We start from the raw sequence: 12,782 nt of genomic DNA on the forward strand, positions 1-12,782 counted from the left end.
CCGGCCGGTGGCCGGGCCGCACCGGGGTGAGGTGCGGCCCGGGGCCCGGGGGTCCCGTCCGGGGGCGTGTCGGACGCGCGCGGACGGGCATGGCGGATCCGCCGTTCGGGATCCTGGGTGGGAGTTCGGCGCCCGCGGTCTCGGGCGTACGGTCCCGGTCTCGGACGTACGGTCCCGGGCGGGTGGTTCCGGGCGTACGGTCTCGGGCGGGCGGCGTCGGAAGTACGGTCTCGGAAGTACGGTCTCGGACGTGCGGTGTCGGGCCTGCGGGGCAGGCGGGTTCAGGCCTGCGGTGCCGGGCTCGGCCGGGCGGGCAGGTGGTGCCGCAGCACGGCGAGCAGGTCGTCGAAGGCCGCGTGGGCGTCGGCCTCGGGGAAGCGGTCGCGGTCCCAGGCCAGCCGGACCAGCAGGTCGTCGCCGTGCGAGGCGGAGACGGCCATCGGCGCGGCGAGCGGGCGCCCGTCCAGGGGGGTCTCCCGGCCGGGGGTGCCGCCGAGCACCAGCGGCGGGCGGCGGTGCAGGTCGTCCAGGGTGAGCAGGCCGTCCAGGGCGCCCGACCATGGGGCCCCGGCGGTGCGGGCGGCGCGGACCACCTCGTCGAAGGGGGTGCCGGCCTGGTCCAGGTCGTCCCACCAGGCGTCCGCGAGCGCGTCCAGGTCCGCGACCGGTCCCGGAGTCGCCGGGTGCACCAGGGTGTTGAGGAAGCAGCCGAGTGCGGCGGGAGTGCCCGCCGGCCGTCCGCCCCACGGGTAGCCGAGCGCGAGCGCCCCTCCCCCGGTCTCCGGCCGGGAGGGCCCCTCCGTCCGGTGCAGCCGGTGCAGGGCCGAGCCGACCGCGTCCAGCAGGGCCGGGAAGACGGCGCCGCGGGCGGCGCCCTCGGCGGCGGGCAGCCGCTCGGTGAGCATGCCGGTGGACGTGGCCGCGCTGCCGCCCGCCCCGGTCAGGCCGCCCAGCCGGCGGCCCCAGTAGGCCTGGGTGGCGGGGCCGCCGGCGGCGTCCTCGGCGTCCAACTGCAGCTCGACGGCCTGCCGGTAGTCGGCCAGCGCCTGGGGGGTGGGCCCGGCTGCGGGAGTCTCGTCCTGCTCGTACGCGGCGCTGAGCTCGGCGGTGAGCACCCCGAGCGACTGCTCGTCGCAGGCGGCGTGGTCCAGTGCGACGACGAGCAGTTCCTCGGCCCCGGACGGGTCCGCGGACGGCTCCCCGTCCGGGTCCGCGGCCACCAGCAGGCGCAGCGCGGGCCCGTCGGCGGGCCAGTCCAGCAGGGCCTCGCGCAGCGCGGCGCGGGCGGTGCCGCCGGGGGCGACGGGGATCCGGGCGGCCTCGGCGGAGGGGCCGCCGGCGCGCAGCACGGGTGTGCCGCGCACGGTGGCGAAGCCTCCGCACAGCGCCGGGTGGTGGGCGGCCACCGCGGTGGCGGCGCGGGCCAGCCGCTCCAGGTCGAGGGTGCCGCGCGGGTAGGCGAACATCAGCGGGACGATGTCGCTGCGGCTCTGCGGCGTGAGCCGGCGGGTGATCAGGAACCGTCGCTGGGCGCCGGTCAGCGGGAGCAGCTCCACCGGGGATTCGGCGGCGGCGGAGCGGTACCGGGCGAGGTAGGCGGCGGTGATGCTGGCGTGCACGGGAACGGTCTCCGGTTTCCGGTCGCGGCTCGGGTCGGGGATCGGTCGGGATCGGTCGAGGTGATCGATCGGGGCGTTGCTCAGGTCCGGTTGCTACGGGCAGGCGGGCAGGCAGACGGGCAGACAGACAGGCAGGCGGGTCAGGACACCCCCGGGCTCACGGCGCTCTCCTCCTCGCTGACGTCCGCGCCCTCGCCCGCGCCCGGCCCCGCCGTACGGTCCGGGTCCGGCAGCTCGCGCATCCGCCGCAGCGGGGAGAGCAGCAGCGGCAGCGGCACCAGCAGGAAGCCGACGGCGCAGACCCAGAGCGCGGCGCGCGGCCCGGCCGCGTCGGCGACCACGCCGCCGACCAGGGCGCCGATCGGCAGGGTGCCCCACACCAGGAAGCGCATGGTGGCGTTCATCCGGCCGAGCAGCTCCGGCGGGCAGAGGCTCTGCCGGAAGCTGACCTGGGCGACGTTGTAGGCGACCGCGCCGAACAGCACCACCCCGGAGGCCAGGCCGAACAGCACCACGCCAGCGCCGCCGCCGGACAGCGGCCACAGCATCGCGAACGGTGCCGTCACCAGCGTGGAGAGCCAGATCAGCCGGGCCTGCCCGATCCACCGGGCGAGCTGCCCGGCGCACAGCGCGCCGGCCAGTCCGCCGAGGGCGGAGACCGACAGCAGCACGCCGATGGCGCCCGGCGACAGGTCGAGCACCCGTACCCAGAACACCGTCTGCACGGCGGTCAGCACGGCGGAGAACAGGTTGGACGTGGCGGTGGCGGTCGCGATCGCCCGCAGCAGCGGGTGGCCGAGCACGAACCGGACGCCCTCCCCGGCCTCGGCCCGCAGCGAGCGCCCCGGTTCGGGTTCCGGGCGCTGCTCCTCGACCTTGATCCGGCCGAGCAGCAGCGCGGAGACGAGGTAGCCGCAGGCGTCGGCCACGATGGCGAGCGGCGCCCCGAGCAGCTGGACCAGCCCGCCGCCGAGGCCCGGCCCGGCGATCTGCGCCGAGGAGCGGACCGTCTCCAACGCTCCGTTGCCGCCGACCAGTTGCTCGCGCGGCAGGACGGCGGGCAGGAAGGACTGGTGGGCGACGTCGAAGAACACCGTTGCCACCCCGGTGACCAGTGCCACGAGGTAGAGCTGCGGCATGGTCAGCACGCCGAGCGCGGCGGCCGGCGGGATCGACCCCACGGCCAGGCAGCGCACCACGTCGGCCCTGATCAGCACCGGCAGCTTGCGCATCCGGTCCAGCCAGGCGCCCGCAGGGAGGCCGATGAGCAGGAAGGCGGCGGTCTCGGCGGCGGTCAGCAGGCCGACTTCGAACGGCGTGGCGTCGAGCACCATCACCGCCACCAAGGGAAGGGCCACCAGGGTGACCTGAGTGCCCGTCTGGGCCGCCGCGGCTCCGGTCAGCAGGAGCCGGAAATCGCGGTGGCCGAGCAGACGGGCCTGGCGGGAGCTGGGCTTCTCGTTCATTGGTGCGACTCTCGGTCACCCCTTCGACACCGGGCAAGCACCGGGTCCGTTTCCGGACGGACCGCAGGTCGGCCGAATCCCGCCACTCGCCCGCCGGACCCTTGCGCGCTCCTTATGGACGCGTCCCGCGCGGCCGCGCCGCCGACGGCGCCCCTCGGCCAAGGCGGCGCGGCCCGACGGGCACCTTGATCACCCCGGGGCCCGCCGGTCCATTTCGACGTCCGCTATTCGGACGGGACCTTTCCGGCCACCGGACGGAGGCGCTCAACTTGGCCGGATTCCATGGAGTGCAGCCCTACCGTCACCTCATCGTGATACCGGCGTGACCGAAGCGAGCCGTAGAAGGGGATCACAGGGCGGATACGAGCCGCCCCCGGCGCGAACCGGTCCACCGGCCGCCGCCCTCGACCCTCAGCGCCGACTGTCCGCCCCCGGCTCCGCACGGCGGGTGATCGCCAGCACCGCCATGTCGTCGTCCCGGGGCCCGCCCGTCCACCGCTCGACGTCCGCCACCAGCGCGTCCAGCACCTCCCCCGGCCCGGTGAACGGCCCCAGCGGGGCCAGGCCGAGCACCGGGTCGTAGAACTCCCCCGCCGCGTCCCGGGCCTCGGTGACCCCGTCGGTCACCAGCAGCAGCGTGCACCCGGCCGGGAACGGCCGCCCCTCCGGCAGCGGACGCGCCACGCCCAGCCCGCCCATCCCCAGCGGCAGCCCCGGGTCCGCCGCGTCCAGCCGGCGCACCCGGGGCGCGGCCCCGCCCGGCGGGTAGGGGCCCAGCAGGTACGGGCCGGGGTGCCCGCAGTCGAGCGTGCGCACGCTCTCCTCCCCCGGCGGGAACTCCACCAGCAGCGCGGTGATGAACCCCTCCAAGCGCAGCTCCTCGCTCATCCGCTCGCTCTCCCGCAGCAGCGAGTCCTCCAGCGCGTCCGCGAGCGCGACCAGGTCCGGCAGCCGGTGCGAGCCCTCCCGGAAGGCGCCCAGCAGCACCGACACGGCCCCGACCGCGTGCAGCCCCTTGCCCCGCACATCGGCGATCAGCCCGCGCACGCCGTACGGGGTGACCTGCAGCGCGTACGCGTCCCCGCCGATCAGCGCCTCGTCCTGGGCGGCCCGGTAGCAGGCCGCGACCGACAGCCGCCCCACCCGCGCGGGCGGCTCCGGCAGCACCGCCCGCTGCGCCGCCTCGGCCACCGACCGCACCCGCTCCAACCGCCGCCCATGCCGGGCCACCACCCGGTTCACCGCGATCCCGAGCAGCGCCGCGAACACCGTGTTCCCCAGCTCCAGGAAGCCGGCCCGGGTCCCGAGCGACCCGTCCCGGGCCGACAGCACCAGGATGCCCAGCGCGTTGGCCGCCCCCACCGCGACGGTGTCCCCCAGCATCAGCAGCGCCCCCGCCAGCACGGCGGCCGCCGCCAGCATCGGATCGCCCCAGTAGTCGGTCGGGTCCAGCGCGTTCCACACCAGCCCGCCGACGGTCAGCAACCACGGCGCGACCCGCACGTACGGCGGCCACTGCACGGACCTCGGGGCCATCGGCGACCTGGCTTCCGTCTCACCACCATCCGGAAGTACTCCTTCCGATCGTAGCCACCGGCCCCGGAGGCCCGCATGACGGCCGACCTCGCCGGTGGCCGAGAAACACCTCCCGCCGGTGGAGCACCGCTCACGCGCCCGCTACGCACCGCCCGCCGTGAACCGTCCCGCGCCGGACCCGGCCAGCAGCCCCTCCGGCACCCGGCGCCCGTACGCCACCAGCAGCAGGTGCTCCGCCCGCCCCTCCACGGTGAGCCGACCGTGCCCGTAGGACCACTCCGCGTCCGTCGCCTCCAGCCGGACCCCGTCCACCCGCGCCCCGAAGAACCGCAGCGTGCGGGGTGAGACACCGGCCAGCAGGGCGGTCGTACGCGCCACCGGCAGCCGGGCCGGCAGCCCGAGCGCCACGGTGATGTCGAGACCGTGGACGGCGTCGTGGGCGAGCGCCGCGATCCGGCCGCCGACCGGCGGGCGCCAGGGGTGGTCGGCGTGATCGGCCATGGCGGCGACGAGTTCGCGCTCGCTCAGGGCGGCGGCGTCACGGCGGGCGATCCGGTCGGCCATCCGGTGGACGTTGCCGCCGGAGCGGGCGAGTTCGAGGAGCGTGCGCGCCGTCGAGTGCCGGAAGCCGGTGCTCAGGTGCGCGGCCACCTCGCGGACCCGCCAACCCCCGCACAGCGAGGGCGAGTTCCACTGCTCCCAGGTGAAGGCGGCGAACACGGCGGCGAGTTCGCGGCGCTCGGCCGCGATCTGCGCACGGATCCACCGGATCTGCCCGGCGTCCTGGTCCTGCGGCACGGTTTCCATGCGTCCAGCCTGCGGCCGGAACCGTACGCCCGTCCAAGACCGGGAAGTTCTGGCACCTATGATCAGGAGTTATGGAACTGCGGCAGCTCCAGTACTTCGTCACCGTCGCCCAGCACGGCAGCTTCACCCGGGCCGCGCAGCTGCTGCACCTGAGCCAGCCCGGGGTGAGCTCCCAGATCCGGCAACTGGAACGGGAGCTGGGCCACCCGCTGTTCGACCGCTCGGGGCGCACCGTGCGGCTCACCCCGGTCGGCGAGGCGGTACTGCCGCACGCCCGGGCGGCGCTCGCCGCCGCGGCCGCGGCCCGCCGCACGGCCCAGGAGTTCGGCGGGCTGCGGCGCGGGCACGTGCGCCTGGGCATGGTCGCCGGGGCGGCCCTGACCCCGCCGGCCGAGCTGGGGACCTTCCCCGGACTCGCCACCACGCTCGCGGCGTTCCGCCAGGAGCACCCCGGCATCGACTTCTCGCTCACCGAGGACACCACCGCGCGGATGCTCGACGCCCTGCGCGACGGCCGGCTGGACCTCGCCGTCGTCGGCCTGCCCGCCCCGGCGAGCGGGCGGGAGGGCGACGACGGCTGGTCGGCGCTGACCGGGCTCGCGCTGCACACCGTGCTGGAGGTCCCGCTGGTCGCGGCCTGCGCGTCGGAGCACCCGCTCGCGGCGGGTACGGGCCCGGGTTCCGCCGATAGTCCGGGCTCCGGCTCGGGCGCCGGCCCCGGTGTCCCCGGTGCGGACCGGAGCGCGCTCCCGGTCGCCGAGCTGGCCGGGCACGCCCTGGTCAGCACCCCGCGCGGCACCGGTCTGCGCACCGCGCTGGAGTGCGCCCTGGCCGAGGCCGGTGTCGATCCGGCGGTCGGCGTCGAGGCGGCCGCGCCACCGCAGCTGGCCGAACTCGCCGCACACGGGCTGGGCATCGCCGTCCTGCCGGACCCGGGCCCGCTGCCCGGTCTGCGGGTGCGCCCGCTCACCGGACCCGTCCCCCGGGTCCGGATCGCGCTCACCTGGCCGACCGGGCAGCCCGCCGCACCGCCGACCGCCGCCCTGGTGGCCCACCTGCGGCGGGCCTACCCGGGGCCGGCCGCCGCTCAGGCTCCGGCCCCCGTTCAGGCTCCGGCCGGTACCGCCGCGCCGTCGGCGATGTGCAGCAGCGCGGCCGCGCCGTCGAGCACCTCCCGGTCGAGCGGGAAGTAGCCCTGCCGCAGGACGGTGTCGGTGCGCGTACGGACCCCGGCCGGCAGCGCCGTGTCCGTCAACTCCCAGGCCGCGCCCCGCCCCTGCAGGTGGGCCTCGTACGTCCCCGGCGCCGGCTCGGCCAGCCCGATCGCCTCGCTGCGCCCCAGGCTCCCGGCGACGAAGGCGTACCGCTCGCCCAGCAGCGTGCCCACGATGTGGCCCGCGCCGATCCAGCGGCAGTCCAGCTCGCCCGACGACCAGGCGCTCGGGTTCCGCCGCAGGTGCAGGTTGTGGGAGAAGACCAGGGTCGGTCCGCGCTCGGCCTCGATCGCGCGGATGTCGAGGAGGTTCTGCGCCATCAGCGCGTCCCGCACGCCGGACAGGGCGCTGATCCGGGCGCTCTGGTCGAGGCCCCGGACCGCCGACTGCGCGTGGTAGCGCAGCAGTCCGATCCCGGCGGTCAGCCGGGTGCGGGCCGCGTACCACTCGGCGGACGAGGTCTTGGCGATCAATGCCGGTGCCCGCATGTGGAGTTGGAGGAGCAGGTCGTCGGCGAGGCAGCGCAGCCGCGCGGCCTCGGTACTGTCACCCGGCGACCGGGCCGGATCCGTCACCGCCTCCGTGCGGCTCCAGCGCTCGTCCTCGCCCGCCACCCCGGCGAGGTCGAGGTCGAGCCCCAGGTAGTCGCGGGCGAATTCGAGGTAGCGGCGCGGGCTGGGGGCACTGGTGTTCTCGGTCGGGATGTCGAAGCCATGGAAGGACAGCTGCGCACCGGACGCCCGGTCCCGGTTGAACTCCCGCATCCAGGCGACGAGTCGGCGATTGGGCTCGAGCTCCCCGAAGCCGTGGGTGAAGCCCTCCTCCAGCGCCGAGTCGAGGGTGCCGACACCCTCCCGGACGTAGGCGTCCACGGCGAACGCGGCCACCCGGTCGGTCTCCAGGGCGATCGACCGGAAACCCCGGTCGACCAGCCGGGCGAACAGCTCGTTGCGGACCCGCCCGAACGCCGGCTCCTGGTGCGTCGGCTCACCGAGGCCCAGAAGCTCACACGCCGGGGGGACGAAATCGTTGATGTCCTGGTTCATGAGCCTCAAGCGTATCCTTGAAGGAACGGTTGAAACTTTTCCCTCCACCACCGCCCAGGCATTGCCCAACTGTGGCCGAAAGCCTCAAACGGCCCTGAACCATCGGCCGACTCCGAACGCCCGCCCGACCCCGAACGGAGACGACCATGCGACCCGCCGACCTCGCTCGCGAGCACGGCATCTCGACCCAGGCCATCCGCAACTACGAACGCGACAGCTACCTCCCGCCCGCCGACCGCACACCCACCGGGTACCGGATCTACACCGAGCCGCACGCGGCCGCCCTGCGCGCCTACCTCGCCCTCGTCCCGGCGTACGGGCACGCGACCGCCGGCTCGGTCATGACCGCCGTCCACGCCGACCGGCTCGGCGACGCCCTCACCGAACTCGACCGGGGCCACGCCCAGTTGCTGCGCGACCGGGAGACCCTCGCCGCCGTCCGCACGGCCGTCGGCCACCTGAGCGACGGCGCCACGCCCGGCCCCGCCCTTCCCGCGCTGCCCGGCCCCCGCTCCGTCGGCGAGGTCGCGCACCGGCTCGGTGTCACCCCCGCGACCCTGCGGGCCTGGGAGGCCGCCGGCATCCTGACCCCCGCCCGGGACCGCGCCACCGGCCACCGCCGCTACCTCCCGGCCGACGTCCGCGACGCCGAACTCGCCCACCTGCTCCGCCGGGGCGGCTACCTGCTGGACCGCATCGCCACCGTGCTGCGGCAGATCCGCACGGCGGGCGGCACCGGCGAACTGGCCGCCGCCCTCGACGGCTGGCAACAGCGCCTCACCACCCGGGGGCTCGCGATGCTCACCGCCTCGGCCCGCCTCGACACCTACCTGGCGCTGCGTCCCGAGGTGCCCCGACGGGCTTGACCTCAAGGGAACTTGAGGTCCCAGGGTGATCCTCATGAACACCGAATCCGCAACGCCCGCGCCCGCCGACACCGCCCTTTCCGGCAGCGCCCCCTCCGACGCCGGTCCCTCCGACGCGGCTCCCTCCGACACCGCTCCCTCCGACACCGAGCTCGCGGAGATCGCGGCCATCGAGCAGGTCGTGGCCGCCGTCGAGCGCGCCCAACATGCCAAGGACCCGGACGCCTTCCTCGCCCTCTTCCACCCCGAGGCACTCTGGACCACCGCGCACGGCAAGGTCCTCCTCGGCCTGGACGCGATCGCCGAGTTCACCCGAGCCGTCCTGCCCGCCGCGACCTGGGACGGCCGGGTCACGTACGAGCCGGTGCACATCCAGTTCCTCCGCCCCGACGTGGCCGCCGTCAAGGTCCGCCAGGTCTACCACTCGGCGAGCGGCGACGCGGACGGCGGCTCGGAGGGTGCACCGCTGTACGTCATGACCAGGCAGGACGACGGGCGGTGGCTGCTGCACGCCTGCCAGAACACCCGCGTGCTCACCGACTGACCGACGCCGCCCGCCGGCCGGCCACCGGTTCCACCGCCACCCCGCGCCGCCCGTCACTGCCCGTCGCTGCCCGTCGCCGCCCGGTGTGGTCGGGAGCGGTCGGGCGGCGACGTCGCGGGCCGGGCTCAGCCGACCCGGGTGAGGCGGGCGGTTCGGGCGACTGCTCCCTCGGCGAACACACCCGGCTGCTCCTGGTCCGGGCGTTCCGGGCTGGCGAGCAGGATGGAGCGCTGGAGTCGCCGCAGTGCCGCGGACGGCTCCATGCCCAACTCCCGTACCAGGGTGTTCCGCAGGCGCTGGTAGGCCTCCAGCGCCTCGCCCCGGCGGCCGGAGCGGTGCAGCGCGATCATGTACTGGCCGTGCAGGCTCTCGTGGGTGCGGTAGCGGTCGACCAGGACGGTGAGTTCAGCGAGCAGTACGCGGTGCCGGCCGAGGCGCAGGTCGGCCTCGATCCGCTGGTCCAGCGCGCAGAGCCGGGTCTCCTCCAACCGCCTGACCTCGACGGCGAGTTGGCCGCCGACCGGGACGTCCGCGAAGGCCGGGCCGCGCCACAGCGCGAGCGCCTCGCCCAACTGGCGGGCGGCGAGCGGGAAGTCGCCGCCGTCCATGGCGCGGTAGCCGTGCCCGGCGAGGCGGTCGAACTCCTGGAGGTCGACCAGCCCGCCACCGCTGTTCAGCATGTAGCCGCCGGCCGAGGTGACCAGGACGTCCTTCGCGCAGGAGGCTCCCGGGCCGCCGTCACCCTGGGCGAGCGCCCGGTCGATGAGGTCGCGCAGTTGGAGCACATAGGTCTGCACGGTGGTGCGGGCGCTGCGCGGCGGACGGCCGGACCACAGTTCCTCGGCGAGGACGCTCGCCGGGACGACCTGGTCGGCCCGTAACGCCAGCAGGGCGAGCACCTGTCGAGGCTTCGGCGCCGAGGGCACCACCGAAACCCCGCACAGTCGGACCCCCAAGACCCCCAGCACGCGGATCTCCACGACGACCACCCCACATCCAGACGGATCGGCGGCCCCGACGGCCGCCGGTCGGGCGGGCGCTCCGCTGCTCACCGTCCGCGCAGGTCCGCTGGAAGGTCGGTCGAGCACCCGACACCTATCCAAAAACAGGACAGACGGTTTGTCAATACAAAACCGAACGCGCTGTTTGTTTCTGGGCGGAGCAAGCCCGTGGGAGTAGGACACCGGACCGCCGGTCCGGCCTCGAACGGCTTCGCCCGAGACCCCCGCGAACCACTCGGAACCGCCCGGAGCCCGCCCGGATCACCCCGGCTCAGGCCGGACCGGCCCCGCCCGCACCCGTCCCGGCCGCCCCGCCCGCAGCCGCCCCGGCCTCCGCCTCGGCCGCCCGGGCCGCCGCCAGCTCCGCGACCACCCGGCCGCCCCGGTCCGCCGCGAGGTCGAGCGTGGCCAGCACCCCGGGCACCGCGATGCTGGGCATCACATGCTGGTACAGCGAGGCGACCCGGCGCTCCAGGTCCGACCGGCCGGACATCTTCTGGGACTGTATCTGCACGCCCGTCCAGGCCCCGGTGACCAGCCACGCCGTCTCGGCGGGCACCACCTGGGGCAGCAGTTCGCCGCGCCGGGCGGCCGTCTCCAGCACGGTCTCGGCCCGCTGGATCCAGCCGGGCGCCGCGCCGCCGCTGAAGTCGCCGAACACGTCCTGGCCGAGGGAGAGCCGCGCGCCGGCGCTCAACACCGGGTCGCGCGGCATGAGATGGGCGACCACCATCCCGAGGTCCACGAACTCCTGGAGCTTGCAGTGCCGTTCGGGAATCTCGTCCCGGCCGAACTGCTCCTCGACGACCCCCTGGGCGAGCTCCCGCTTGGAGGCGAAGTGGAAGTACACCGCGCCCCGGGTCACTCCGGCGCGAGCCACGACCGCACCGATCGTCGCCCCCTCGTACCCGTACTCGTCGAAGACCGACGCCGCCGCCTCCAGGATCAGCCGACGCGTCCGGACCGCCCGTTCCTGTCGCACCACCGCAACCACCCCACCCGAAACGCTCGGCAAACAAAACCAAACACCCCGTATCTTACCCGCCGAGGTCGGCGGGGATCCCTGCGTCCCAGGTCACATAGGGCCGTTCTCGAGCGGACTAAAACCGCGTAGACGGTATGAGACGAACAGATGGCCGACATCTCACCGCCAGCCCCCTTAACCGGAACGCCAGCTCTCACTTGTGGCCGGGGTGGCAACGAACGACCACATAATGGCCATGAACCTGTCAAGCCCATGCGTCGACATCCCCACAGGTCAACGAGGTTCACCCGTCGGAGCCGATCTCCGGGCAGTGATCGACACCCACCCACCGTGCCCGTCCGACCACGCTCGGCCGCCGACGAACCTTTGTTCTGGCTCCTTGAAAACCAAACCGGTAGGTACGTATCTTACGAGCCCTGAGCAGCCCACCCCGCCCGTCACGGCCTTTCGGAGCGCTCCCCATGACTCTGCTTGCCTTCCGTACGCCCGCATCCGTCCTCACCACCGGCACGGACTCCGGAACGATCCCCGGCCCGGCCGCAGCAGCCCCGGCGCCTCGCCTGACCAGCACCGTCGCCAAGGAGTACGTCCACCGGGCCTGCCACGCCGAGGTCTTCCTCACCGGCAGCGAACAGCTCACGGACACCACCTTCGCCGTCACCGCGCAGTGGCCGCGGGCGCACACCTTCTTCAGCACCCCGGACGGCACCCGGCACGACCCGATCCAAGCTGCTGAAACGATCCGCCAAGCCGGGCTCTACCTCGCCCACACCCGGTTCGGCGTACCGCTCGACCACAAGTTCATGATGTGGAACCTCGACTACACCACCCGGTCGCGGCAGTTGCTGATCGGTGCGGCGCCGACCGACCTCACCCTGGAGGTCCAGCTCCTCGCCCAGCCGCGCCGCTCCGGCACCACCGTCGACTTCACGCTGGAGACCGTCGTCCGACGGGGCGCCCAGCTGGCCGCCACCGGCTACGCCCGCTTCACCACCGTTCCGGACTCCACCTACCAGCGGCTGCGCCGGGGCCGCCACTCCGCCGAGCTCCCGGCGGCGCCGACCGTGACCGCCGAGCCGCTCCCGCCGGCCCGGGTCGGCCGGCTCCGCCCGTGCGACGTCCTCCTGGCCCCGGCGGACGCCCCCGGCACCTGGCACCTCACCCCCGACTTCTGGCACCCGATCCTCTTCGACCACGCCAACGACCACATCCCGGGCATGGTGCTGCTGGAGGCGGCCCGACAGGCGGCCAACGCGCTGAGCAGCCCGGCCACCGTCACACCGACCGCCGCGGCCACCACCTTCCACCGGTACGCCGAGCACGACGCGCCCACCACGATCACCGCCCAGCACACCCCCGGCGGGGACCCGGACGCCCTCACCACCACCGTGACCGGCCACCAGCACGGCGAACCGATCTTCACCACCGTGCTCACCGGCCACCCGGACCACCGCTGACCCGACGACCGCCGCCGCACCGACCTCCGGAGTACCCCTTCGCAGCACCCGAACGGCCCGCCCGACCCTCCCGGTCCGGCGGGCCGTCCGCGTGCCGACGACGCCCGCGGGGGCTGCGGCCACGGGCACCAGCCGATTCCGGGGGGCCCACCACGGGCCAGCCCCGGCCGGAACGCCCCGCTCCCGGACTGGCACCGGGGCGAACACCTGCGCGAGGATGTCACCCCCTGGATCCCGCTGC

Annotated in this window: 11 protein-coding genes; 4 read left to right on the forward strand and 7 right to left on the reverse strand. The window is 74.8% G+C overall.

Annotation, left to right across the window (positions count from 1 at the left end; translation table 11 throughout):
* Positions 1 to 281: 281 nt before the first annotated feature.
* The 4 genes from AMK13_RS29290 to AMK13_RS29305 form a co-directional block, all read right to left on the reverse strand.
* Positions 282 to 1,619, reverse strand: coding sequence for a hypothetical protein (locus AMK13_RS29290; RefSeq protein ID WP_074004801.1), 1,338 nt, complete (start codon positions 1,617 to 1,619; stop codon positions 282 to 284).
* A gap of 140 nt (positions 1,620 to 1,759) precedes the next feature.
* Entirely contained in the window at positions 1,760 to 3,085 is a 1,326-nt protein-coding gene (locus AMK13_RS29295) for an MFS transporter (protein WP_074004802.1), read from the reverse strand.
* A 411-nt stretch (positions 3,086 to 3,496) separates the two neighbouring features.
* Positions 3,497 to 4,621, reverse strand: a complete 1,125-nt coding sequence (locus tag AMK13_RS29300; protein WP_049659093.1) for a PP2C family protein-serine/threonine phosphatase — start codon at positions 4,619 to 4,621, stop codon at positions 3,497 to 3,499.
* A gap of 141 nt (positions 4,622 to 4,762) precedes the next feature.
* Positions 4,763 to 5,428 carry a maleylpyruvate isomerase family mycothiol-dependent enzyme gene (locus AMK13_RS29305; protein ID WP_074004803.1) on the reverse strand — a complete coding sequence of 222 codons (666 nt, stop codon included), beginning with the start codon at positions 5,426 to 5,428 and terminating at the stop codon, positions 4,763 to 4,765.
* A 71-nt stretch (positions 5,429 to 5,499) separates the two neighbouring features.
* Between AMK13_RS29305 and AMK13_RS29310 the strand changes: the two genes are divergently transcribed.
* Entirely contained in the window at positions 5,500 to 6,621 is a 1,122-nt protein-coding gene (locus tag AMK13_RS29310) for a LysR family transcriptional regulator (RefSeq protein WP_074004804.1), read from the forward strand.
* Here the strand turns inward: AMK13_RS29310 and AMK13_RS29315 are convergent.
* Positions 6,534 to 7,688 carry an erythromycin esterase family protein gene (locus tag AMK13_RS29315; RefSeq protein ID WP_074004805.1) on the reverse strand — a complete coding sequence of 385 codons (1,155 nt, stop codon included), beginning with the start codon at positions 7,686 to 7,688 and terminating at the stop codon, positions 6,534 to 6,536. The two genes, AMK13_RS29310 and AMK13_RS29315, sit on opposite strands and share 88 nt — an antisense overlap.
* Positions 7,689 to 7,834: 146 nt before the next feature.
* Here AMK13_RS29315 and AMK13_RS29320 point away from each other — a divergent pair, with 146 nt between their 5' ends.
* Together AMK13_RS29320 and AMK13_RS29325 are read left to right on the forward strand one after the other, a co-directional pair.
* Entirely contained in the window at positions 7,835 to 8,554 is a 720-nt protein-coding gene (locus tag AMK13_RS29320; RefSeq protein ID WP_074004806.1) for a TioE family transcriptional regulator, read from the forward strand.
* 34 nt (positions 8,555 to 8,588) lie between these two features.
* Positions 8,589 to 9,098: an SgcJ/EcaC family oxidoreductase gene (locus AMK13_RS29325; RefSeq protein WP_079272587.1), complete on the forward strand. Its 510-nt coding sequence runs from the start codon at positions 8,589 to 8,591 to the stop codon at positions 9,096 to 9,098.
* A 125-nt stretch (positions 9,099 to 9,223) separates the two neighbouring features.
* On the opposite strand, the gene AMK13_RS29330 is transcribed toward AMK13_RS29325, so the two are convergent.
* Entirely contained in the window at positions 9,224 to 10,078 is an 855-nt protein-coding gene (locus AMK13_RS29330; RefSeq protein ID WP_074004962.1) for an AfsR/SARP family transcriptional regulator, read from the reverse strand.
* Between the two features lie 292 nt (positions 10,079 to 10,370).
* Positions 10,371 to 11,084 carry a ScbR family autoregulator-binding transcription factor gene (locus AMK13_RS46090; RefSeq protein WP_074004807.1) on the reverse strand — a complete coding sequence of 238 codons (714 nt, stop codon included), beginning with the start codon at positions 11,082 to 11,084 and terminating at the stop codon, positions 10,371 to 10,373.
* 461 nt (positions 11,085 to 11,545) lie between these two features.
* Between AMK13_RS46090 and AMK13_RS29340 the strand changes: the two genes are divergently transcribed.
* Positions 11,546 to 12,541 (forward strand): ScbA/BarX family gamma-butyrolactone biosynthesis protein, encoded by a 996-nt coding sequence (locus tag AMK13_RS29340; RefSeq protein ID WP_079272588.1) that lies wholly within the window; start codon positions 11,546 to 11,548, stop codon positions 12,539 to 12,541.
* Positions 12,542 to 12,782 lie beyond the last annotated feature (241 nt).

The sequence above is a fragment of the Streptomyces sp. CB02056 genome (assembly GCF_001905545.1).
Lineage (GTDB): Bacteria > Actinomycetota > Actinomycetes > Streptomycetales > Streptomycetaceae > Kitasatospora.